Annotated in this window: 17 protein-coding genes; 7 read left to right on the top strand and 10 right to left on the bottom strand. The window is 62.8% G+C overall.

Features of this window, described 5'->3' with window-relative positions; all coding sequences use genetic code 11:
- Window positions 1-299 precede the first annotated feature (299 nt).
- The 4 genes from JQ566_RS03080 to JQ566_RS03065 all read left to right on the top strand — a co-directional run bounded on the left by JQ566_RS03080 (window position 300) and on the right by JQ566_RS03065 (window position 6,142).
- Window positions 300-995, top strand: coding sequence for a GntR family transcriptional regulator (locus JQ566_RS03080; protein WP_212371462.1), 696 nt, complete (start codon window positions 300-302; stop codon window positions 993-995).
- 77 nt (window positions 996-1,072) lie between these two features.
- Window positions 1,073-2,806: an oxalyl-CoA decarboxylase gene (gene oxc, locus JQ566_RS03075; RefSeq protein WP_212369776.1), complete on the top strand. Its 1,734-nt coding sequence runs from the start codon at window positions 1,073-1,075 to the stop codon at window positions 2,804-2,806.
- Between the two features lie 154 nt (window positions 2,807-2,960).
- Window positions 2,961-4,238, top strand: a complete 1,278-nt coding sequence (gene frc / locus JQ566_RS03070) for a formyl-CoA transferase (RefSeq protein ID WP_212369773.1) — start codon at window positions 2,961-2,963, stop codon at window positions 4,236-4,238.
- Window positions 4,239-4,909: 671 nt separating this feature from the next.
- Complete coding sequence (locus JQ566_RS03065) at window positions 4,910-6,142, top strand: alpha/beta hydrolase family protein (protein WP_249139167.1); 1,233 nt, start codon at window positions 4,910-4,912, stop codon at window positions 6,140-6,142.
- Between the two features lie 182 nt (window positions 6,143-6,324).
- Here JQ566_RS03065 and JQ566_RS03060 read toward each other — a convergent pair whose 3' ends face one another.
- On the bottom strand, window positions 6,325-7,455 hold the full coding sequence (locus JQ566_RS03060; RefSeq protein ID WP_283814315.1) for an alpha/beta hydrolase family protein: 1,131 nt from the start codon (window positions 7,453-7,455) through the stop codon (window positions 6,325-6,327).
- Between the two features lie 47 nt (window positions 7,456-7,502).
- Entirely contained in the window at window positions 7,503-8,477 is a 975-nt protein-coding gene (locus JQ566_RS03055) for an alpha/beta hydrolase family protein (RefSeq protein WP_212369767.1), read from the bottom strand.
- A gap of 350 nt (window positions 8,478-8,827) precedes the next feature.
- On the opposite strand from JQ566_RS03055, the gene JQ566_RS03050 reads away from it, so the two are divergent.
- A complete protein-coding gene (locus JQ566_RS03050; RefSeq protein ID WP_212369764.1) occupies window positions 8,828-9,517 on the top strand; it encodes a hypothetical protein in 690 nt (229 codons plus the stop codon).
- A gap of 36 nt (window positions 9,518-9,553) precedes the next feature.
- Here the strand turns inward: JQ566_RS03050 and JQ566_RS03045 are convergent, their stop codons facing one another.
- The 8 genes from JQ566_RS03045 to JQ566_RS03010 form a co-directional block, all read right to left on the bottom strand.
- Window positions 9,554-11,959 carry a cytochrome c3 family protein gene (locus JQ566_RS03045; RefSeq protein ID WP_212369761.1) on the bottom strand — a complete coding sequence of 802 codons (2,406 nt, stop codon included), beginning with the start codon at window positions 11,957-11,959 and terminating at the stop codon, window positions 9,554-9,556.
- Between the two features lie 26 nt (window positions 11,960-11,985).
- A complete protein-coding gene (locus tag JQ566_RS03040) occupies window positions 11,986-12,438 on the bottom strand; it encodes a DUF2721 domain-containing protein (RefSeq protein ID WP_212369757.1) in 453 nt (150 codons plus the stop codon).
- A 30-nt stretch (window positions 12,439-12,468) separates the two neighbouring features.
- Entirely contained in the window at window positions 12,469-12,738 is a 270-nt protein-coding gene (locus tag JQ566_RS03035) for a hypothetical protein (RefSeq protein WP_212369754.1), read from the bottom strand.
- A gap of 67 nt (window positions 12,739-12,805) precedes the next feature.
- Window positions 12,806-13,222 (bottom strand): hypothetical protein, encoded by a 417-nt coding sequence (locus tag JQ566_RS03030; protein WP_249139166.1) that lies wholly within the window; start codon window positions 13,220-13,222, stop codon window positions 12,806-12,808.
- An 82-nt stretch (window positions 13,223-13,304) separates the two neighbouring features.
- Window positions 13,305-14,819, bottom strand: coding sequence for a DUF1254 domain-containing protein (locus JQ566_RS03025; RefSeq protein ID WP_212369751.1), 1,515 nt, complete (start codon window positions 14,817-14,819; stop codon window positions 13,305-13,307).
- Between the two features lie 26 nt (window positions 14,820-14,845).
- On the bottom strand, window positions 14,846-15,406 hold the full coding sequence (locus JQ566_RS03020; protein ID WP_212369748.1) for a hypothetical protein: 561 nt from the start codon (window positions 15,404-15,406) through the stop codon (window positions 14,846-14,848).
- 132 nt (window positions 15,407-15,538) lie between these two features.
- Window positions 15,539-17,983 carry an arylsulfatase gene (locus JQ566_RS03015; protein ID WP_212369745.1) on the bottom strand — a complete coding sequence of 815 codons (2,445 nt, stop codon included), beginning with the start codon at window positions 17,981-17,983 and terminating at the stop codon, window positions 15,539-15,541.
- A 67-nt stretch (window positions 17,984-18,050) separates the two neighbouring features.
- A complete protein-coding gene (locus tag JQ566_RS03010) occupies window positions 18,051-20,732 on the bottom strand; it encodes an arylsulfatase (protein WP_212369742.1) in 2,682 nt (893 codons plus the stop codon).
- 317 nt (window positions 20,733-21,049) lie between these two features.
- Here JQ566_RS03010 and JQ566_RS03005 point away from each other — a divergent pair, with 317 nt between their 5' ends.
- Together JQ566_RS03005 and JQ566_RS03000 are read left to right on the top strand one after the other, a co-directional pair.
- Window positions 21,050-22,102: a SphA family protein gene (locus JQ566_RS03005; RefSeq protein WP_249139165.1), complete on the top strand. Its 1,053-nt coding sequence runs from the start codon at window positions 21,050-21,052 to the stop codon at window positions 22,100-22,102.
- 187 nt (window positions 22,103-22,289) lie between these two features.
- Window positions 22,290-22,733, top strand: coding sequence for an SRPBCC family protein (locus tag JQ566_RS03000; protein WP_212369739.1), 444 nt, complete (start codon window positions 22,290-22,292; stop codon window positions 22,731-22,733).
- The last annotated feature ends 15 nt before the right edge of the window (window positions 22,734-22,748 follow it).

Raw genomic sequence — 22,748 nt, 5'->3', positions numbered from 1 at the left:
CGGCTGCCCGTGATGCTTGCCATTCGCCGCGCTCTGTTCCATGCGGCGGGGCGGAGTGGCATAAAGCCTGAGATTACTCCGCCGGCTTGGATCAAAAATGGCTGGCGATGGCATTTGGTATGCCAGAAGCCAACTTGTCAAGCCGCGGCGTACCTTAGAACGCCGCAAAAAATAGGCAGCTTGACATTCTGGCATGTGGTATGCCAAAAACTTTCCCGTTAATATTCCTGTAAAAGACGACTCCCTACTGGAGGAGATTCGTCGTGTCACAACGGAAACCAACCAAGGCGTTGCCGAACATGGCCGAGGCAGACATCGCAATCGTTCGTATTGCCCCGGAGAGCAGCTTCAAGAACAAGGCGTATGACGCCTTGAAGGAAGCCATCCTCAAGATGGACATCTACTCGACGCCCGAGCCGGTGATGCTCGACGAGCGCGCGCTGTCCGAACGTCTGGGTGTCAGCCGCACGCCGATCCGCGAAGCCATCGCGATGCTCGAGCAGGACGGATTCGTGAAGACGGTGCCGCGCCGCGGCATCATGGTGGTGCGCAGGACCAAGAGCGAGATCGTCGACATGATCCGCGCCTGGGCGGCGCTGGAGAGCATGGCCGCCCGCCTCATCACCACCACCGCGCGCAAGAAGGACATCACCGCGCTGCGCGACTTCTTCAAGGATTTCGGCAAGGACCACCTGCCCGAGGATCATGTGGAGGAATACTCCAAGGCCAACATCGCGTTCCACCAGGCGCTGATCTCGCTGTCGGAATCCCCCGTGCTGGTCGATCTCACCAACGACCTCCTCTTGCACGTGCGCGGCTATCGCCAGCTGACCATCGGACGCAAGGATCGCACCGCAACCTCGCTGCCCGAGCATCTCGGCATCATCGAAGCGCTTGAAGCGCGCGACACCGAGCTTGCCGAGAAGCGCGCCCGCGATCACACCCTCGGCCTTGCCGCTTACGTCGAAGCGCACGGCCAGGAACTGTTCACTTAAGCAACGTTCACCAGAAGGGCGAACCATTCGCCCCCAAAAGCCTAAAACGGCACCTTGAGACCAGGGAGACAAGGCCCATGCTGAATACCGCGACCAAGTCCGAAGCACCGGGCACCGAGCAGGAACTGACGGATGGCTTCCATCTCGTCATCGACGCGCTCAAGCTGAACGGCATCAACACCATTTATAATGTGCCGGGCATCCCGATCACGGATTTGGGCCGCATGGCGCAGGCCGCCGGCATTCGCGTGATCTCGTTCCGCCACGAGCAGAACGCCGGCTACGCCGCTGGCATCGCCGGGTATCTCACCAGGAAGCCCGGCGTCTGCCTCACGGTGTCGGCGCCCGGCTTCCTCAATGGTCTCACCGCCCTCGCCCACGCCACCACCAACTGCTATCCGATGATCCTGGTCTCGGGCTCCTCCGAGCGCGAGATCGTCGACCTGCAGCAGGGCGACTACGAGGAAATGGACCAGCTCGCGATCGCAAAGCCGCTGTGCAAGGCCGCCTATCGCGTGCTGCACGCCCAGGACATCGGCATCGGCTTTGCCCGCGCCATCCGCGCCGCGGTCTCGGGCCGTCCGGGCGGCGTCTATCTCGACCTGCCGGCAAAACTGTTCGGCCAGGTCATGAACGCCGAGGCCGGCCGGAAGTCGCTGGTCAAGGTGATCGATGCTGCGCCGGCGCAGATCCCCTCGCCCGCTTCGGTGAAGCGCGCGCTCGACGTGCTGAAGAGCGCCAAGCGTCCGCTCATCATCCTCGGCAAGGGCGCGGCCTACGCCCAGGCGGATGAAGAGATCAAGAGCTTCGTCGAGAAGAGCGGCGTGCCGTTCCTGCCCATGAGCATGGCCAAGGGCCTCCTGCCCGACACCCATCCGCAGTGCGCCGGCGCGGCCCGCTCGACGGTGCTGAAGGAGTCCGACGTCGTCATGCTGATCGGCGCGCGGCTGAACTGGCTGCTGTCGCACGGCAAGGGCAAGAGCTGGGGCGAAGCGCCGAAGAAGTTCATCCAGGTCGACATCGAGCCGAAGGAGATGGACTCCAACGTCGAGATCGTCGCGCCCGTCGTCGGCGACATCGGCTCGGTCGTCTCCGCCTTCAACCAGGCGATGGGCTCAGGCTGGACCGCCCCGCCGGCCGAATGGACCAAGGCGGTGTCGACCAAGCGCGAAGAGAACGTCGCCAAGATGGCGCCGAAGCTCATGAACAACAAATCGCCGATGGATTATCACGGCGCGCTCGGCGTCTTGAAGAACGTCATCAAGGAGCACCCCGAGGCGATCCTCGTCAACGAGGGCGCCAACACGCTCGACCTCGCCCGCGGCGTCATCGACATGTACCGCCCGCGCAAGCGTCTCGACGTCGGCACCTGGGGCGTGATGGGCATCGGCATGGGCCAGGCGATCGCCGCTGCGCTCGAGACCGGTCATCCCGTGCTCGCGGTGGAAGGCGACTCGGCGTTCGGCTTCTCCGGCATGGAGGTCGAGACCATCTGCCGCTACAACCTTCCGATCTGCGTCGTCATCTTCAACAATGACGGCATCTATCGCGGCACCGACGTCAACGGCGCCAACTCCGATCCGGCCACCACCGTGTTCGTCAAGGGCGCACGTTACGACAAGATGATGGAAGCCTTTGGCGGCGTCGGCGTGAATGCGACCTCGCCCGACGAGCTCAAGCGCGCCGTCAACGAGGCGATGAAGTCCGGCAAGCCGACGCTGATCAACGCGGTGATCGATCCGGCCGCGGGCTCGGAGAGCGGCCGCATCGGCAACCTCAATCCGCAGAGCGTTCTGCAGAAGAAGAAGTAACAGGCCGCCGGGTCACTCCCCGCGCAGGCGGGGAGTCCAGTATTCGCCGGACCACATCGGTGGCGAGCACTGAACCCAACTGAAACGACAGCGAATACTGGATGCCCGCCTTCGCGGGCATGACGGAAACTAAAGTGGTAACAGGAGCAACATAATGACCAAAGCGCTCACGGGCGTTCGCATTCTCGACTTCACCCACGTCCAGTCCGGACCGACCTGCACGCAGCTGCTGGCCTGGTTCGGCGCCGACGTGATCAAGGTGGAACGCCCGGGCGTGGGTGACATCACCCGCGGCCAGCTGCAGGACATCCCCAACGTGGACAGCCTGTATTTCACCATGCTCAACCACAACAAGCGCTCGATCACGCTGGACACCAAGAACCCCAAGGGCAAGGAGGTCCTGACCGAGCTGATCAAGAAGTGCGACATCCTGGTCGAAAACTTCGGCCCCGGCGTGCTCGACCGCATGGGCTTCCCCTGGGAGAAGATCCACAGCCTCAACCCGAGGATGATCGTCGCCTCGATCAAGGGCTTTGGTCCCGGACCGTATGAAGACTGCAAGGTCTATGAGAACGTCGCGCAGTGCACCGGCGGCGCCGCCTCGACCACCGGCTTCCGCGACGGCCTGCCGCTCGTCACCGGCGCGCAGATCGGCGACACCGGCACCGGCCTGCATCTCGCGATCGGCATCCTGGCCGCGCTTCACCAGCGTACCACCACCGGCAAGGGCCAGAAGGTCACCGCCGCGATGCAGGACGGCGTGCTCAATCTCGCACGCGTCAAGCTGCGCGACCAGCAGCGCCTCGCCCACGGACCGCTCAAGGAGTACAGCCAGTTCGGCGAAGGCGTTCCGTTCGGCGATGCCGTGCCGCGCGCCGGCAACGACTCCGGTGGCGGCCAGCCCGGCCGCATCCTCAAGTGCAAGGGCTGGGAGACCGATCCCAACGCCTACATCTACTTCATCACCCAGGCTCCGGTCTGGGAGAAGATCTGCGACGTGATCGGCGAGCCCACCTGGAAGACCGATCCGAACTACGCCAAGCCGGCGGCCCGCCTGCCGCGGCTCAACGAGATCTTCGCCCGCATCGAGCAGTGGACGATGACGAAGACCAAGTTCGAGGCGATGGAGATCCTCAACAAGGACGACATCCCCTGCGGCCCGATCCTGTCGATGAAGGAGATCGCGGAAGACCAGTCGCTGCGCGCCACCGGCACCGTGGTCGAGGTCGATCACCCCACCCGCGGCAAGTACATCTCGGTCGGCAACCCGATCAAGCTGTCGGACTCCCCGAGCGACGTGCAGCGCTCGCCGCTGCTCGGCGAGCACACCGACGAGATCCTGCGCTCGGTGCTCGGCTTCAGCGATCACCAGGTCGCCGACATCCACAAGTCCGGCGCACTCGACCCGCCGCAGAAGCAGGCCGCCGAGTAAGCGGCACCGCTTGGATGAGACGCAAGGGCCGCCCGAAGGGGCGGCCCTTTTTGCTTGGGAACGCCGAGCAATCGCAGGCGCCAACTAAAAAACGGAAAACAACCCCATGCACAGTAGCCAACCCCTTGATCGCAAGGCAACTTCGTATTTTACGAAATCGCCTTTGACCCGTCGGGCAAAACAGGGGTATTGTGTCATCGTCCAATGATACGGATGTCAGGCTCGGCAAAGAGCTCGCCGCCTTTACCAGCCCCTTCCCTGGATGTAGCGGTCCATCTTCTGAACAGAGATCGTCCCGATGCGTGCCCGCCCGCGCTCGATTGCAGAGAAGGGTTTCTCCTCGAAGTGGCGCTGATGCACGGCGAATTGATAATCATCGCCCCGCCCCCACTTCTGCATGAGGTACGACCCCATGGCGGCTTGTTTCACCCATGTTGACGATCGGTTGATCGTCGCGAATGGGCACAAGCAGAGATTGCGCCTCATGAGATCGGGCCCTAGTCTGAGCTTCGGCCGGTAGATCGGGTGTGGCGCGGTTTGGCAACCGTCTCATGATGGGAGCGCAGCGCTGGGCGCACTGTGTTCGGGGCGCGCGATCACTCCGCGCGATTCGAGAAGATTTCGAGCAGAATATGCGCAGAGCTTCGACTGTTCTTTTGATGGTGTACTTGATGTTGATGCAAAACGCTCCGGCCCAGCCCCTCACCGTCGACCCAGAATCGGTCGTTCCGTTGCCAGACAAGTTCGACATGGAGACGCCGGCGCCAGACGTGCCGCCCGAGATTGCGCGCTTCCAGGGAGCGTGGATCGGAACCTGGCACGACGACAGACATATTCTCGTGGTCGAGCGCGTCAGGCCGGACGGGCATGCGAACGTGGTTTTCGCTCAGTCGGATTCGGCTTTCTACGGCATGAATCGCGAATGGTGGCGAGGCGAGGCGACGGTCGCCGAGCGCGTGCTGACCATGACGGGCTTTCGCACCTTCCGATATGCCTTCGACGGTCCCGACCGATTGTACCTGACTGCGACCATCGCGTCCGGCGTCGCCTCCGGCAATGTCACCTCCGGGGCACTGGTCCGCGCTGATCCAGTGCGGTTGGCCGCAGGTGAGCGGCCGAAGAACTGGCCCTGGCCTGGCGAGCGTCTCTTCCTCCCACATCTCATGCTTCGTACGCCCGACGGTGCGCGGCCGATCATGCTCGAGGCGACATTCTACCCGCCGGCCGGACCGGGGCCGGCACCGCTCGCGATCATCACCCACGGCTCCGACGTCGGCCGCAATCAATTGCGGAGTTGGTCATTCGCAACCGAGGCCCATTGGCTGCGCGACAACGGCTTTGCCGTGCTGGTGTTCATGCGGCGCGGGCGCGGCATGTCCGAGGGCGTCAACGGCGAGGAAGATTTCGGGCGCGATCAAGACGGCAGCCTCGTCGATGTATCGAAAGGGGTGGCGCAAGCCGTTGAGGATCTTGAATCGGCCATCGCTTACGGCCGCAAACTGCCTGGCGTCCGGCTTGGGCCGGTGCTGCTCTCCGGCCAATCGCGCGGTGGTTTTCTCGCCATGCACTATGCAGGTCTAAGACCTGACGAGGTTATGGGCGTGGTGAACTTCGTGGGCGGCTGGTACCCGTACGGACCGGTAACCACGCCCTATTACGCCAACGCTGGCCACGGCGCCGCCGGCAAGGTCCCGCAACTCTGGTTGTACGCGGATAACGATCGTCTTTACCCCGAAGCCCTGATCCGCGAGTACCATCAGGCATTCGTCGCGGCCGGCGGCAAACTGCGTTTCGAGCTTCTCCACGGCGTTCCTGGTGACGGCCATTTGCTGCGGCTCTATCCCGACCGCTGGCGACCGATCGCCGACGAATTCCTTGCCTCGCTCAATCCGGGATGCCCCTAATGTGCTGCGCTTCCATGTCTGATCGATTCCGGTCGACGAACAGGAGCCGCTCAAGCGAAATGGGCAAATGAGTCCGCAGTAGTTCAAGCGCGTCGCTACGACCGCGTGCGGTGACTTCCGGTTAACGTTCGAGGCCCGCCGTTTCGGCTGCCCCCTCTTTTTGGACGACGGTTGCCCGGGATCTATCCGGGCGCCAGTGCCTGTCCGACCGCATAGAGCGAGCATTCCTTCCAGGCGGCCACGCATTGACGCAACGCCTCGCTCTTCGCGTCCTCGACCGTCCGCTGGGTGGAGGTCACCGATGAACAATGACCTTCGCGATTCCAGGCATAGGCTTTCACGTCGGTCCGCGCCTTCACGTAAGCGTCGAAATAGCCAGTGCACGCCGCGTTGAGCGGCGTCGGTAGCGGGATGGCCGCAGGCGGAGGCAATTCGACAAGCACCGACGTCGGCAAGCGCAACTGGTTCAAGAAGCTCTCGACCGCTGGCCACCAGATGTCGGCAGGTCCCATCGGCACCATGGCATGCCCATCGACACCGAAGGGCGGCAAGATCTGAAGCTTCGCCGGTGCGCCGGAGGCGACGTAAGCATCGAACATGCGACGGCCCAACGCTGGCGGAGCACTCTGATCGTTCTCCGAATAGACCCACAGCGCCGGAATTCGCGCCGCGCGGCCAAAGATGCCAGCGTCCGCGACGAGATGGTCCGGACTGCACGTGCGACCCGGGACCGAACCGTGAGCCCCCTCGAAATTCAGGACGCCGACGACGCCGGCTGGATTTCCCGCTGCCGCGGCCGTCACCGCGAAGCCCCCCGTCGAATGTCCCATCAGCACGACCTGATCAGACTCGACCCAGGACTCACCACGGAGCGTGGCAACAGCGCCGGTGACGTCTTCAGCCGCGATCCGCCCAACCGCTAGAAAGTCCCGATCATCGCATGGTCCGGAAAGTGCCTCGGCAAACGGTCCCTCTGAACGACCGAACCCCCGGCGCATGATCGACGCGGCGGCATAACCATGCTGTGGAAACGCAACGGCAGGATTGAGAAGATCGACCGGAGATTGTCGCGCTGCCGCGGCGCGAAACGCTTGCCCGGTCGCAGGATCTGTACCGTGAACCAGCAGAACCAGCGGAAAGCGCCCGGGCCGGTTCGGGCGGATGATCATGGTCTCGAGCTTGACCTGACTTCCATTGGCGAGCGTGATCGTGATCAGTCGATCCTGCCGAACAAGACCAGGCAGAGCGGGATCGGCCGCGGCCAGCGATCGCAGAAGCCCAAGCAAAACGATCACACAACCAAGTCGTCTCATCCTCGCCTCCCCGGCTCACACGTCATCGATGGGTCACCCCGCAATGCTCAGCGATCTCCGCTAGCAAGCTGCTCCCGAAAGAACTTCGCCACCACCGCGTTGAACTCGCGATGAAATCCTGCTCGATCGAATCCCGCCGGCGTGTCGGTGCAGATGCGTGGGACGGCCGCCGCCAGCTCCGGCGAGCACGGTGCCAGGAACGCATAGTGGCCGGCCGGCACGACGTGGATGTCAGGCTTGCCCGGCAAGCCTTCCGCGACGCGTGCGTTGCCGGAGCCGTCGCCGACTCCAGGCCCACCGAACTGCGAGCGCCAGAACTGGAAAGGCACCTTGACGGCGGCAAGGTTCTCTCGCGTCAGGGCAGTCGGCGCAGGATCGACGATAACCGCAGTGCGGATACGCGCATCCTGTATCGGCTCAGGCGGCGTCTCGCCATTGTGAAGCTGTGCGCAAACGCCGGTCGTCTCCTTGCAAAGACTGGCGACCCTGCCGAAATCCGGCGTGATCCCCATCAACACAAGGCCGGTCGCCCCTCCGAGCGAGAAACCGAAGAAGCCGACCCTGGCAGGATCGATCGCCGCCCTGTCCTTCCAGTCGTTCAACAGAAAATCGAGCAGGCGCACGATGTCCGCCGGGCGCGATTCCCAGACCGACAGGGTATCGCGCCTCGAGGAGTCGCTGAACGTATCGCCGGGATGATTGATGGCGGCGACGACGAAGCCGGCATCGGCCAGTGCCTCTGCCGTGTCGTGCTGCTGACCGAAAAATCCGCCCCGGCCGTGCGAGTAGATGACGAGCGGGAGCTTTGCGCCCGCGACAGGGCAGTCCTTGACGCCCTTCAGGTCGAAATCGGCACTGACCGATAAACGGCCCAGCGCCACGTGTGCCGGCTCCGCCGCGCACGGATACCAGATCGCGCCTGACAGCGCCGGATCGGCGTCGAGCAATTGAATGCCCGCGGCCTGCAGGGGCGAGCCGAGGCAGCAGATGATGGCGGCGAAAGCCCAAACTGTCCTGCGCAACGGAAGCCCCCTGATTTCCCGCAGGAGTTGAATGAGAAAACGATAGCGGAATTGTGGCCTCGGCCTGTCAAGCGGGCGCACCTTGCCACCGCTGCTGGCGTTGGGGCAAACTACCGCAAAAAGGCAGGGCTATCGCATATGACTGGTGGCGGCCTGCGCGCACGCCTCGTCCTTCGAGACGGCGCTCACGCGCCTCCTCAGGATGAGGCTCATCGGCGTCAGTGCTCGTTGAAGCTGCTGCCGCGCACTCCGTCCTCATCCTGAGGAGCCCGCCTCAAGCGGGCGTCTCGAAGGATGGCTGCAGGGAAAAGCTCTCAATGCGATAGCCCTGCGCAAAGAGGGAGGACAGCATGTCACTGCTCGGCAAGGCCGCCGTCGCGATGTGGTGGAGCATTCGCTCCGAGCAGCGCGCCGAATTCGGCGACTGGCATTCTCACGAGCACTTCCCGGAGCGGATGAGCATTCCCGGCTTCCGGCGCGGATCGCGCTGGAGCAGCACGACGGATGCCGAAGGCTTCTTCGTGCTCTACGAGCTGGAACGATATGAGGTGCTCACGTCGAAGGGATATCTCGACCGGCTCAATGCGCCGACACCGTGGTCGACGAAGATGATGCCGCATCATCTCGGCATGGTCCGCAGCCAGTGCCGGATCATCGCGAGCTTTGGCGGCGGCGTGGCGACCTCGCTGGCCACCGTCAGGCTCTCGCCGCAAGCTGGACGCGCTGCCGAGCTGCAGGCGCACCTCCTCGATACGCTCGGCGTCCTTGCGTCGAAACCGGGACTGACGGGCGCTCACCTCCTCCTGACCGATACGCCCAAGACGAGTTCGCCCACCACCGAGCAGCAGATCCGGGGAGAGGATGGCGCTGCCGACTGGATCGTGCTGCTGTCGGGTTACGAGGCCGATGCCGTCGAGGGTGCCGTGATCGCGCAGTTGGCGCCATCGGCGCTTCATGCGGCGGGGGCCCAGAATCATCCGACGGTCGGCCGCTACCGGCTGGCGTTCACGATGACGCCACAGGACATGGCGGCGATTTGACATCGAAGCAAGGCCGGCCGCCGCCCGCCTTCGGCGCTATCGCTTGAGCTCCCTGATGAGGTTCGCCAACCGTGGATCGTCAGGCCGGAGGAGCGCCAGTCGCTCGGCATAACCCAGCGCGGCCGCGATGTCTCCCTTCTCCCTGCTGATGTTCAAAGCGGCTGAGAGCAGCTCCAGATTGTTGGGATGTCCGCGCAGGCTCTGGTTCAGCACAGAAAGTGCATCGTCGCGCCGGCCCACTCCGTTCAGTCCGACAGCATAGACGTAGGCGTACCGCATTTGGCCGGGGTCAAGAGAGGCAGCCCGACGCAGCTCGCCGAGCGCCTCCTCGCTGCGCTTCAGGCGCACGAGTGTCAGGCCAAGCGCGTGGTGGAGAGATGCGTCCTGCGCCGACGCGGAGAGCGCTTCACGCAGGATCTTCTCCCCGTCACCGTCGCGTCCGAGTTGCCGGTACAAGTCGGACAGGTTGACGGCGGCCGCCGCAAACGAGGGATCGAGCCTGAGCGCGGCGCGGTATTCGGCCTCCGCGGCGCCGGGATTGGCCTGGCGCAGGAAGAAGTTGCCGAGCGCCGTTCGCGCATCCGGCCGATCCGCATTCAGCTTCTGCGCAGCGACGAATTCGGCAGCCGCCCGCGCGAACTTGTCGCGATCGGCCGCTGGCTGGCGCGCGGAAGGCACGGCCGCCAGAAGCTCGGCGGCGCGAATGCGCACACCACGCACGGGATCGCCCAGCTGCGGCGAGGCGAGCGGCCAGAGCTGATCGGCGGGCGCTCCTTCGAGCCGATCGAGCGCGCCGAGCCTCACGAGCGGATCGGAATCGGAAAGCCCATGCCGGATCAGATCGGGAATCGGTGCCGGAAGCTCCGCCAGCGCGCTGGCGCGGACGATACCGGGAACGTCAGCCGATTCAGCAATCGCAGCGAGCTGCGCTTGCGCGTCGGCAGCTTCGCTCCAGGCAGCATGAAACGCACGCGCATAGGTCTGGTGGCCCCGCCGATCCGGCCCGAACCAGCCCTCGATCTGATGCGCTGCCCAGGCCGCCGGCTTGTCGCGATGGCAGTCGTTGCACGCATTCGGTGCACCCGTCTGCATCGAGAGATCGGGACGCGGAACGCGGAAGCCGTGGTCGTGGCGGCGGTCGACCACCATGTAGCGGCGTTCCGGCATGTGGCAGGACGCGCAGCTTGGTTGCGGCGAGATATCGGCATGATGCCGGTGCGCCACGGATTCGTATTTGGCGGGCGTATGGCACTGCGCACAAACGCCGTCTCCGGGTGCCTTCAACGTTGCGCTGTGCGGGTCGTGGCAGTCGCTGCAGGTCACACCCTTGGCGAACATCCTGCTCTGCTTGAACGGCGCGTAGTTGTAGGTCTCCTCGTCGTCGCGCATCTGCCCGTCGGCATGAAAGCGCTGGCGGTCGAGCAGCGATACGCGGTGTGTGTCAGAGAGCGGTCGGCCCGGGATCCAGTCTTCCGAAAGCTGCCCGCGGCGCGCGTGGCACCGCCCGCAGGTCTCGACCTCCTTGCGCAGGCCAGGTGGCGGCGCGCTGCGTACGGGCGTCAATTTGCCCGCGGAGGCGGACCAGGTGATGCCGGTGCGCTCGTCGAAGCGGACCAGCAGGCCGTTATCGGCGCCGTGCGCCGCCGGGTTGACACGGGCCCACGCAACGTGGCGAGAGCCCGCACCGTGGCACGCCTCACAGCCGACGCTGATCTCGGAGAAGGTGGTCGCGAACCGGTCTTGGGCTGCATCGTAGTTCTTGTGCACATCGGTCGAATGGCACTCCGCGCACATGAAATTCCAGTTCTGGTTCAGCTTGGTCCAGTGCAGGGAATCGCTGCTGGTGATGGCGCCGTCCGGGTAGAGATGAAACCAGCGCTGACCGCCCTGCTCTTTCGGCCGCGTGTCCCAGGCGATGGACAGAGCCTGGACGCGCCCATCCGCGAATTGGATCAGATATTGCTGCAGCGGCTCGAGGCCGAAGGTGTATTTCACCTCGAAGGTCGCAAGCTTGCCGTCGGGCCCATCGGTCTCGACCAGGAACTTGTCGTCCTTGCGGAAGAAGCGCGAGCGGGTGCCGGCGTAGTCGAACGTCGCATCGTTGAAATCGCCCCGCACGGACTGCGCCGTCGCGTGATCCATGGCGCGGCGGTGCTGCGAGGTCCGCCAGAGGCTTGCTTCCGCTTCGTGACAACCGGCACAGGACTCGCTGCCGACGAAGGCCAATTCGGCAGGCGTCGAGGTCTGGACGGGAGCCTTCGATGGTTCGAACCAGAGCAGTCCGACGGCAATCGCGGCGACGGCTGCACTCGCGCCGACGATCCAGCGCCTCGTGGCGCGGTGAGAGACCCGCGGCGGACGCGGCGCGGACGGCACCGGTTCGGGCGCTGGCGCCTTGCGGAGCTTGTCGTCCTTGCGGTTCTTTCGCGAGCCTCGTGCCACGTCCGCTTACCGCCCCGCCACTCCGCTTACACGTGAAGGTCATTGTCGTGAAGCGCAATTCTGGTTTCGCGCGCCAGATCGACGAGGGCGGCGCTGAACATCAGCATGGCCGCCATGAACAGCATCGCCACGCCGTATTCGTGTGCGACTTGCAGGAGCGCGCTGACGAATGCAACGAAGATGATGAGGGCCGTCAGGATCGCGGCGACGATGGAACAGAACAGCGATCGGTTCAGAAGCCGCGCCCTTTCCCGGAGCCGCGGCAGGTCGGCTTTCAGGAAGACTCTTGCAGAATCGTCTGCGGGAATGCCGTGAATGAACTGCGAGCGGTCGATCACCCGGTTGATCCGCGAGATCACGACCGAGATGAACGCAGCGACCGCGCCGAGCAGAAAAGCCGGAGCTGCGACATTGGCGATGATGCGGCCAAGTTCGTCGATCGACGGTGTGATTGGGATCAGATCCGTTACGCTTTGCATGTTACCGCCGTTCGATGCTGGCGCGCCTCGTCACCGCAGCGGTTCGACCCTGGCGGCCATGTCTGGCGCGCGGCTTACTCGATAATTCGCGTTGCTGCATTTGAGCACCCATACTCCGTGATCGGGTTTTGATCGTCGCCGGTCCTTGATGGCACTGAGGGCCTTGTCACAGACAAAGCCCTGCGAGCGGATCTGCACCGCGAGCATGGACTGCAAGGTCTCCTTGGCAGCCTGGGAGGGGGATGTTGTCAGTCCGCTCATCGTGCTTGCCAGCACCAGCAAGCCGAGTGTCTTGTACATTTCACCCTCCCTGTGTCGCGAGGGACCTGCCCTCGTGAGCTATCGCCTTCAAGGTTAGCTTCAACCGTCAAATCGAGAAATCTTCTCCTCTCTCAAGGTCTCTCATGACGAGCCATGCGCGACCAAGAAGGACCGAGAGTATCGCATGGAGCGCGATCGCGGGCCATAGGAGGATCCCAGTTAACTGGCCGCTGATTCCCACGTAAAGGAGATAAACCGCTGCCAGCACATTGTAACACAGCATTGCGCGAACAGACGATGCAAGTTGGTCGGTCGCGGCAGCCATGGGCCAGGTCGCCAGCGCTAGTCCGAATAAAGCGACGGCTGCGAGCCGGCCGAGCGCGCTGCCGGCGTCGGAGAATTCGGCAGCGAATACCAGCCACGCGAACCATGATGGCCGAACGAACAGGACAAGACCGGTCGCCGCGGCCTCCAGGGCCGCGGCAACTACGCTCCATTTCACAACTGCTGCACTCTTTGACATGGCTCCAAGACCGAGGCGCACGATAGCGAAGACGACCTGTACGGGCTCCTCGCCGGCGCAGATCCATCTACTCTCTGCTTCATCAAGCGCTCGTCACTCTCTTGACCGGCGGAATCTTGTAGCTGCCGTCGAGCAACGGCTTGCTCGGCTGGTACGACCGGATGGTCAGGTTGAACGGAAGACTCGGCGGACACGGCAACCAGTTCGCCTCCTTGTCGGCACCAGGCGATGTCGCCTGGATGTAAATGTCCAACGAGCCGTCCGCGTTGTACTTCAGCGGCATGCCCGAAAGAATCCCGTAGCGGTTGATTGAATTCCGTACGTAGAAGTTCTCGCGATAGGGCGAGACGGACCAGACTCCAACGGCCGAGGGCGGCAGTTCGCCTTTGTCGAAGTGCAGAACGTATTTGGCGGCGCCGTCCAGAACTTTTCCATCACCATCGACGAATGTACTGGGATAGACCGCATCATCCGAGGTCAGGGCGCCAAGGCCGAACCAGGCGACGAGGGCGCGCGTATTGTAGTCGGTGCCGTATCTCCCGAGATTGAGGATGTTCAGCCAGCCGTTTACCGCCGGCTGGTCGTATGCCGCCTGCTGAAATTTCAGCCATACTTCACCCGGCGCCTCGTTCAGTCCCTTGATGATGGCGGGATCAAGCTTGCTGGTGTCGAACTCCTGGCCTGGCTCGATGCCGAATCTCCTGAGCTTCTCGAGCATGCGGGCGTCGGCCGGATATGGCGGATTGTCTTTCAGAAGTTTCGCCAGGCGTTCGAAGAACATCTCGCCCGTCATCAACCTCACTTGGTCGTAGGGAGTCGCGGTGAGATCCACGGCAGGATTGATCGGAACGTCGCTGGGTGGCGTATACGGTTTCCCCCATGCGCTGAGCGGCGTGATCTGAAGCTGATCCTGCAGTGCGTGGATTTCCGGAAAGTCCTGGGGCCCGGCGGCCGACATTTGCACCAGCAGCCAGGCGAAGCGCGTCGAGCATCGGTAGACATCCTTGATGTCCGACGGCGCCGTGCCGTTCCATTTCGGTCCGGCGACGAGGAACTTACCCGCTCCGGTGCCGGTCGTGCGGCTGCCGATCGAAGCGAAATCGTCGGTCCACATGTTCATCAGCTGCATGACCACGTAGCGCCCCTTCGTATCGGGGTGCGACGCGACGAGCGGCTCCTTGTCGAGATCAAGGACGGCCCACGACCACAGCGAGTTGACGCTGATCCGCACGACATCCTTGAAGTCCGGGCTGACATAGGTCCTCATCCGACCGAACTGGTTGATGGGCGCCTTGTATTCCCCGGACTTCGACGTCGCGTTGAGCACACCGTTCGTCACATCCATCAGCACCAGCGGGAAGCCATAGACGTAGCACTCCATGCCGAGGAGGTAGGCGATCTCTTCCTTCACATCGCCCTTCAGGTCCTTCAGGTCCCCAAGCGCTCCCTTCAGAAATTGCTCCAGCTTTTCCGCCCGCCCCTCCGCCACGCTTGGTCGTGGCAGCGTGGCGGCCGCGCCCAGCGCCAAAGCGCCCAGACCCAGATCGCGGCGGCGCAGTCTGAATGACTTCATCCAATAATTTTCACCGATACTCATGGCTTTCTCCTCTGCCTCAAGTCGGATCACCGGAATCCTCGACCACGGAAACCGACGCCGACGCCGTGGAAGCCGAGCCCGACACCGCCGCCGACGCCGATCCAGTCGATGAAGACCGCAGTCGCGCCGCCGCTGGCCGGAAGATTGCCGTTGAGAAGCTTGAAATTGTAGACGAGATCAGCGCCCTCGACTTTGGGATTGCTGAGCACGACCACAGCGAGCGTGTTGTTGGGCTGTCCGGGCTCATATACCGACAACGCGGCGTTCGGCGGATCATTGCCAAAATTGTCTTTGCCGGCTTTCGACGTCCATTCGGCAAGGTAGTTCGTCATGGTCACATGCCCGGCGATTCGTTCAGGCCGGTCTGCAAAATACAGGGTCTGGGGAACGACATTGACGAGCCTGAGAGTCTGTGCGGCCCGGTCGACCTTGAGATCAGGAGCCATCTGCACAAACATGAGCATTGGCTTGGCCTCATCGGCGTTCGCTCTCGTTGCGAACGCGAGCGGGATTCCGGCGGCGACAGCCAAAGTGCCCGTCGAGATCAAATCGCGACGCGATTGGCTGGCGAGGATGCTGTTCGTCATGGTTTCGCACTCCTGCTTGATAGATGACGTCGCCGCTGCCGAGAGGCATGGCGGCCTCGGCGACCGCGGCGCAAATCAGCACTTTCTTCATCGTCTCCGGTTGCGTAGCTTTCGCGCGCGACCGGGGTACCGTCAGTGCTTGCCCAGCGTTACTGGTTCCGGTTCGAGCTTGAAGGTCAGCTTGTTGAGCTTGCCGGTGAACTTGAACGGAGGCTCATAGCGATATTCCAGAAACGCGACTCCGGTGCGGGTGTCCTGGCCAATGTCGAAGGTCTCGTCCTCGGGGAAGGTGATAGGCGTGGTGTGCTCCAGCGTATTGCGCGCCACTTCCTTGCCGTCCACCGACAGGACACCCGTGCCTCCCTTGCCGAGGCCCGGGGCTTCGGGCTTGAACTCAAAGACGATGGTGTGCTTACCGGCTTCGAGCTCGGGGCCCTCCCATGTCGTACGCTTGAGGTCGAGCAGGTTATATAGGAACACCACCTTGCCGCGTCCGATGCCAAACTCGCCCTTGCCCAGGAACAGGCCGTAGCCACCGAAACGTCCGCCATGGGTGACGATCATGCCCTCTGCGCCTCCCTGCGGAATCTCCACTTCTGCAGCGATGGTGTAGGCTTTGTTCAGGATGCTCGGTGCGGCGCTTGCCGGCGTGCCGATCAGCTCACCCGAATAGGTGAACGTTGTCCGTCCCGCCGTGAGACTCGGACGCGGCGTGTTCCAGCGCGCGAGTGTCGAGTTGTCGAGTGGCAACACGTTGTACTTCTTCGCCTCGGCGTAGAAGATATCCTGGAGCTGCTTGAGCTTGTCAGGCATCTTCGCAGCGAGGTCGTTGGACTGTGTGGGATCTTCCTGGACGTTGTAGAGCTCCCAGTTGTAGCCGGTAATTACATCCGGCGGCGTCTTGGTGCTGAGCTCCCACGGGAGCGTCGCAGGCGTCGTGGCCGCCACCCATCCGTCCTGATAGATGGCGCGGTTGCCGAGCATCTCGAAATATTGCGTGGTGTGTCGCGAGGCCGCGTTGGCATTGGTCTTGTCCCACGTATACGCCATGCTGACGCCTTCGACCGGGATTTGCTTGATCCCGTTGATCGTGTCGGGTTGTTGAATGCCGGTGGCTTCGAGAATCGTCGGCACGATGTCGATGACGTGGTGGAACTGACGGCGAATGCCGCCCACATCCGTGATCTGACCGGGCCAAGACATGACGACGCCCTGGGCTGTCCCGCCGAAATGCGATGGCACCTGCTTCACCCATTTGAAGGGCGTATCCATCGTCCACGCCCAGCCGGCCGCGAAATGCGGGAACGTCCGTTCCGAGCCCCAGAACGGATACCAGAGCAATTGATCTTTCACCGGCACGGGAACGCCGTTGAAGGTGGTGAACTCGTTCGGCGTGCCGTTGAGCATGCCCTCGGCGCTCGCGCCGTTGTCGCCACCGATGTAGATGATCAAGGTGTTGTCGAGTTGACCCAGATCCTCGACGGCCTGGATGACCCGGCCGATCTCATGGTCGGCGTAGGCGAGATAGGCCCCATAGACGTCCGCCTGCTTGATGAAGAGTTTCTTCTCGTCCCAGCTCAGCGAGTCCCATTCCGGCAGGTCTTTGGGCCACGGCGTGAGCTTGGCGTTCTCGGGCATGATGCCGAGCCGCTTCTGGTTGGCGAAGATCTTTTCGCGCACCTTGTTCCAGCCCTCGTCGAAGAGGTGCATGTCGCTGATCTTCTTCACCCACTCCGAGGTGGGGTGATGCGGCGCATGCGTCGCTCCCGGCACGTAATAGATGAAGAACGGCTTGTCCGGCGCGATCTCCTTGAGCTGCTTCATGTGCTGGATCGCCTCGTCGGCCATTGCCGTTTCGAGATTCCAGCTGGGATTGCCCTGGAAGGGATAGATCGCCGTCGTGTTGCGGAACAGGTTCGGCTGCCATTGGCTCGCATCGCCGCCGACAAACCCGTAGAAATAATCAAACCCCATTCCATTCGGCCATTGATCGAACGGTCCGGCCTGGCTCGACTGGTAGGATGGCGTGTTGTGGTCCTTGCCGAACCAAGAGGTCGCGTAGCCGTTCGCCTTCAGGATGGTGCCGATCGTGCCTTTCTCAATCGGGATGATCGAGTCGTACCCCGGAAAACCCGTCGCGATTTCGCCGACAACCCCGTAGCCGACCGAGTGATGGTTGCGCCCGGTGATCAGCGCAGCGCGCGTCGGCGAACACAACGATGTCGAATGGAAGTTTGTATAGCGAACACCGGCCTTTGCGATCCGATCCATGCTGGGCGTCGGTACGACGCCGCCAAAGGTGCTCGGCGCGCCGAAGCCCTGGTCATCCGTCATGATGAGGAGAACGTTGGGTGCGCCCTTCGGCGGGACGATTCGCGGCGCCCACCAAGGTTTCGAATCCGAGGCTCTTTCCTTGATGACACCGCCGAACTTTGCAGCAGGCGGCGGAAGTTGCTTTCCCTCGATGGTCGTTGTGGCTCCGGGTGAGCCCGGAGTGCCAGTGATCTGTTGGGCTTGCGTTCCGAAGGTCGCAAGCGGGATCAGAAAAAGCGTCACAATGAGGGCGCGCGGAATCATCGCTTGTCACTCCACTGAAATCCGAGTTGTCGCTATATGCGGTGCGGTACTTCCTCTCGAAATCGCATCACTTCTGGACGCATTGCTGGACGAACTTGACACGCTCCACCAGGCCGAGCCCCTGCGCCTCGGCCTGCTTCCGGCAGCCCTCGCGCTTGTCGATGCGCAACTGGATCTTCTCGACCAGGCTCAGGCCGACAGTGCCGACTTGCGGTTCGGCCGAAGCCGTCTTGCCGTCGTCGGCCGACGGACCGTCGCCCGCCGCACGCGCGGCCTCCTGCAGCTTCTTGATGTCCTCCGGGCTCAACTTGGGCCGATCGATGTCCAGCGCAATCCTGGTGATCTTGCCGGTGAAGGCGAACGGCGTCTGATAGTCGTTGTCGTCGACCGGCGTGCCGGTGTCGGAGCCGATATCGAACGACTCGTCCCATTGCAGGATGAAGGGAAGCGTGTGCTCCATCTTCTCGGTGGCCACCATGTTGCCGTCGACCTTCAATGTGCCGGTGCCGCCTTTTCCAATGCCACTGTAATTGCCGAACAGCATGGTGGCTGCGCCGAGTCCGTCATACTTGAACTCGAACTCGATCACATGCTTGCCGGGTGTCAGTTCCGGACCTTCCCAGCGCACCCGCTTGAGATCGACGAGATTCCACGTGAAGACGGGCTTGTTCTTCAGGACATAAAGACCATAGCCGCCAAAACGGCCGCCCTGCGTGACCAACACGCCCTCGGCGCCGCCCTGAGGAATTTCCACATCGGCCTTGAAGGCGTACGATGCGTTGAGCAGGCTCGGCGCGTCGCCGTTCGGCGTGCCGGTGAGCGGTCGCGTCCAGGCGAAGCTCGTCCGGCCGGCGCTGAGACTTGGGCGCGGCGTGATGAGCCGGGCCGCAACCGAGGAATCGAGCGGCAGCACTTGATACTTCTCCGCCTCCTTCCAGAACAGTGCCTGCAACTCCTTCAGCTTGTCCGGATACTTGGCAGCGACGTCCTCAGCCTGCGTCCAGTCGTTGCGCAGATCGTACAGCTCCCACGGATAGTCGCCCGGAGCCGGCAGCTTCGCAACCGTCACCCACGGCGGGCGCAGCACCTTGGTGCTCGCAATCCAGCCGTCATTGTAGAGCGCGCGATCCGCGAACATCTCGAAATACTGCGTGGTGTGCGTCGAGGCAGCATTCGCGGCCTTGGCGTCGAATGTGTACATCATGCTGACGCCCTCGATCGGCTTCTGCGCGATGCCGTCGACGATGTCGGGGGCCTTGATCTTCGACGCCTCGAGAATGGTCGGTACGACGTCGATGACATGGTGGAACTGATGGCGGATGCCACCCTTGTCCTTGATCACCGCTGGCCAGGAGATCGCCATGCCCTGACGGGTGCCGCCGAAATGCGACACGATCTGCTTGGTCCAGGAGAACGGCGTGTCGAAGGCCCAGGCCCAGCCGATCGACATGTGGTTGTAGGTACGATCGGTGCCCCAGACGTCGTAGAAATATTTGAGCTGATCCTCGACCGACGGGTTGATCTGGTTGAACATCGCCACTTCGTTGGGCGTGCCGTTCGGCTGCCCTTCGGCGCTGGTGCCGTTGTCGCCTTCAATGTAGATGATCAGGGTGTTGTCGAGCTTGCCGAGATCGTCGATCGACTGGATCACCCTGCCGATTTCATTGTCGGCATAGGCGGCAAAGGCGGCGAACACATCCGCCTGGCGGATGAAGAGCTTCTTCTCGTCGGCAGAGAGTTGATCCCATTCCTTGATCAGATCCTTCGGCCACGGCGTGAGCTTTGCGTTCTGCGGGATGACGCCGAGCCGCTTCTGGTTGTCGAAGATGGTCTCGCGGAGCTTGTTCCAGCCCTGGTCGAACAGGTGCATGTCGCTGATCTTCTTCACCCACTCCTTGGTCGGATGATGCGGCGCATGCGTCGCGCCGGGCGCGAACTTGATGAAGAACGGCGTGTCGGGCGCCAGCGCGTTCATGCGGTTCACATAGTCGATGGCGTCGTCCGCCATGGCCGTCACCAGATTCCAGCCGGGATTTCCCTGGTAGGGATAGATGGCCGTGGTGTTGCGAACGAGATTGCCGGGCTCCCATTGGTTGGTATCGCCACCCATGAAGCCGTAGAAATATTCGAAGCCCATGCCGGTCGGCCACTGGTCGAACGGGCCGGCCTGGCTCGCCTGATACTCCGGCGTGTTGTGGTTCTTGCCGAACCATGCCGTACGATAGCCGTTGTCGGTCAGGATGCGGCCGATCGTGGCCTTGTCCTTGGTGATCACGCTGTCGTAGCCGGGAAAGCCCGTGGCCTGCTCGGCGATCACGCCATAGCCCACCGAGTGATGATTGCGTCCGGTGATCAGCGCCGCGCGCGTCGGCGAGCACAGCGCCGTTGAATGGAAATTGGTGTAGCGCAATCCGCTTTGCGCGATGCGGTCGAGCGCAGGCGTTGGAATGACGCCGCCGAATGTGCTTGGCACGCCGTAGCCGGCATCATCGGTGATGATGAGCAGCACGTTCGGTGCGTCCTTGGGCGGGACCACGCGCGAGGGCCAGAACGGCGTCGAATTGCGCGCATCGCGCTCGATCTTGCCGCCGAACTGCTGCGGCGGCGGTGGCAGCTGATTGCCCGGAATTGTGATGGTCGCGGCGGGCGAGCCCGGAGGCGGTGCCGCTTGTTGTGCTTGCTGTGCGAATGCTGGCGCCGAGAACGAAAGGATCAGTGCGACAAGATGAAAGGATCGGGCAGCGCTCATTGCAATTCCTCCCCTTCAAATGAGGCGCCATCATTTTCCGGCGACCAGGAAAAGGCTTGATATGGATCAACAGATCAAGATGACGGATCAGAAGCGGAGATGTTGCAAAGAGGCGCGGCGTTCTTCCGTAAATTCCCGGGACTTCATCTCCATCGCGCTGGTATCATGGCGCCGTATTGTTGTTCTCTTGCTACACCTGATTGCAAAATATTCCCGGCGCATCGCCAACTATGGCGAGCCCGGCCGGCTCTGTCATATTCTCGGCAACATATCAGGCGCTCCCACTGAGCGAAGCTCGTGGTTCGGGAGGAGTCACCATGCGATTGGCGAAAGCGTTTGCCGCTATTGCATTTGCGGCCTTGGTATCAATACCGACCAAGACCTTGGCCGACGAAAGCGGCATCAGCTTCTGGATCCCCGGCATGTTCGGCAGCCTTGCTGCCACACCTCAGCAACCGGGCTGGACGGCCGCCGCGATCTACTATCACACCTCGGTGTCCGCCGGCGGTGACGTGGCGCGTGCGCGCGAGATTCAGATCGGCCGAATTCCGGCGAACCTGACGGCCACGCTGAGTGCGAACGTCAATGCGAACGTGGATCTCGGTATGCTGAACGCGACCTACGTGTTCGCGACGCCGGTGCTCGGCGGCCAGGCCTCGGCCAGCCTGATCGGAATGTACGGTGCAAACACCACTTCGCTCAACGGGTTGGTGACGGGGACGCTCGCAACGCCGCTGGGCTCGATTCCCTTCTCGCGCTTCGATTCGATCAGCGATTCCGTGACCGGCTTTGGCGACCTGATCCCGCAATTCGCGCTGCGCTGGAATGCCGGTGTCAACAACTACATGACCTACATCACCGGTGACATCCCGGTCGGAGCCTACCAGTCGTCCCGGCTCGCCAACATCGGGCTCGGACATGGCGCGATCGACGCGGGCGGCGGCTATACCTATTTCAATCCGCAGACCGGACGTGAGCTGTCCGGCGTGCTCGGCTTCACCTACAATTTCAAGAACCCCGATACGCAGTATCAGAGTGGCGTGGACATGCACTTCGACTGGGGCGCGTCCCAGTTCGTGAGCAAGCAGGTGCAGGTGGGTCTCGTCGGCTATTTCTACCAGCAGCTCGGCTGCGACAGCGGATCCGGCGATCGCGTCGGCTGCTTCCGCTCGCGGGTGGGCGGGATCGGCCCGCAGGTCGGATTCATCTTCCCGGTCGGCGACAAGCAGGGCTACCTCAACTTCAAGGCCTATAAGGAATTTGCCGGCGAAAACCGGCCCGAGGGCTGGAACGCGTGGGTGACGTTCGTGATTTCGCCGGCGGCGCCGCCGCCCGCAGTGACGCCAACGAAGCACGTCATCACGAAGTGACGGACGTTCACGATGACGCCGGTGGCGTGGCCGCTGTCTAGCGGCTCGCGCCAACCCATCTACCACCGGCGTCCTCGACAAAAAATCTGCAAGGCCGTGTCGGATCGGCGGCTTCCCCGTCGTCCTCGTGACATGAATGGGCCATAGACGCCAACTCGGGCCCGTCAATCACCTGAGGATAACAACCATGCCCAATACCGTCCGCCTGCACCGCGTTCTCGCCACCAGCCCTGAGAAGCTCTATCGCGCCTTCCTGGAGGCCGACGCGATGGCGAAATGGCTTCCGCCGAACGGCTTCACCTGCACCGTGCATCATCTCGAGCCCAAGGTCGGGGGCACGTTCAGGATGTCGTTCCGCAATTTCACCACGGGCAACGGCCATTCGTTTGGCGGCGAATATCTCGAGCTCGTCCCCGGCGAACGTATCCGTTATACCGACAAGTTCGACGATCCCAATCTGCCGGGCGTGATCGAGGTCACCGTGACGCTGAAGAAGGTCTCGGTCGGCACCGAGGTCGAGATCACGCAGTCCGGCCTGCCCGACGTCATTCCGGTTGAGGCTTGCTATCTCGGCTGGCAGGAATCGCTGCGCAATCTGGCACGGCTCGTCGAGCCGGAGATCAATCAATAGGCTGAATGCCCCTTG

The organism is Bradyrhizobium sp. SZCCT0231 (assembly GCF_018130245.1).
Taxonomy (GTDB): Bacteria; Pseudomonadota; Alphaproteobacteria; order Rhizobiales; family Xanthobacteraceae; genus Bradyrhizobium; species Bradyrhizobium japonicum_F.
Note: the sequence above shows the minus strand (reverse complement) of the source record. Positions and strands in the feature narration are given on the sequence as shown.

Excerpts from the sequence above, each read along its gene's own strand:
- JQ566_RS03005 (WP_249139165.1), top strand. The coding sequence starts at position 21,050 with ATGCGATTGGCGAAAGCGTTTGCCGCTATTGCATTTGCGGCCTTGGTA.
- frc (WP_212369773.1), top strand. The coding sequence starts at position 2,961 with ATGACCAAAGCGCTCACGGGCGTTCGCATTCTCGACTTCACCCACGTC.
- JQ566_RS03010 (WP_212369742.1), bottom strand. The coding sequence starts at position 20,732 with ATGAGCGCTGCCCGATCCTTTCATCTTGTCGCACTGATCCTTTCGTTC.
- oxc (WP_212369776.1), top strand. The coding sequence starts at position 1,073 with ATGCTGAATACCGCGACCAAGTCCGAAGCACCGGGCACCGAGCAGGAA.
- JQ566_RS03050 (WP_212369764.1), top strand. The coding sequence starts at position 8,828 with ATGTCACTGCTCGGCAAGGCCGCCGTCGCGATGTGGTGGAGCATTCGC.
- JQ566_RS03020 (WP_212369748.1), bottom strand. The coding sequence starts at position 15,406 with ATGACGAACAGCATCCTCGCCAGCCAATCGCGTCGCGATTTGATCTCG.
- JQ566_RS03035 (WP_212369754.1), bottom strand. The coding sequence starts at position 12,738 with ATGTACAAGACACTCGGCTTGCTGGTGCTGGCAAGCACGATGAGCGGA.
- JQ566_RS03060 (WP_283814315.1), bottom strand. The coding sequence starts at position 7,455 with ATGAGACGACTTGGTTGTGTGATCGTTTTGCTTGGGCTTCTGCGATCG.
- JQ566_RS03080 (WP_212371462.1), top strand. The coding sequence starts at position 300 with ATGGCCGAGGCAGACATCGCAATCGTTCGTATTGCCCCGGAGAGCAGC.
- JQ566_RS03065 (WP_249139167.1), top strand. The coding sequence starts at position 4,910 with ATGTTGATGCAAAACGCTCCGGCCCAGCCCCTCACCGTCGACCCAGAA.
- JQ566_RS03030 (WP_249139166.1), bottom strand. The coding sequence starts at position 13,222 with ATGTCAAAGAGTGCAGCAGTTGTGAAATGGAGCGTAGTTGCCGCGGCC.
- JQ566_RS03040 (WP_212369757.1), bottom strand. The coding sequence starts at position 12,438 with ATGCAAAGCGTAACGGATCTGATCCCAATCACACCGTCGATCGACGAA.
- JQ566_RS03000 (WP_212369739.1), top strand. The coding sequence starts at position 22,290 with ATGCCCAATACCGTCCGCCTGCACCGCGTTCTCGCCACCAGCCCTGAG.
- JQ566_RS03015 (WP_212369745.1), bottom strand. The coding sequence starts at position 17,983 with ATGATTCCGCGCGCCCTCATTGTGACGCTTTTTCTGATCCCGCTTGCG.
- JQ566_RS03025 (WP_212369751.1), bottom strand. The coding sequence starts at position 14,819 with ATGAGTATCGGTGAAAATTATTGGATGAAGTCATTCAGACTGCGCCGC.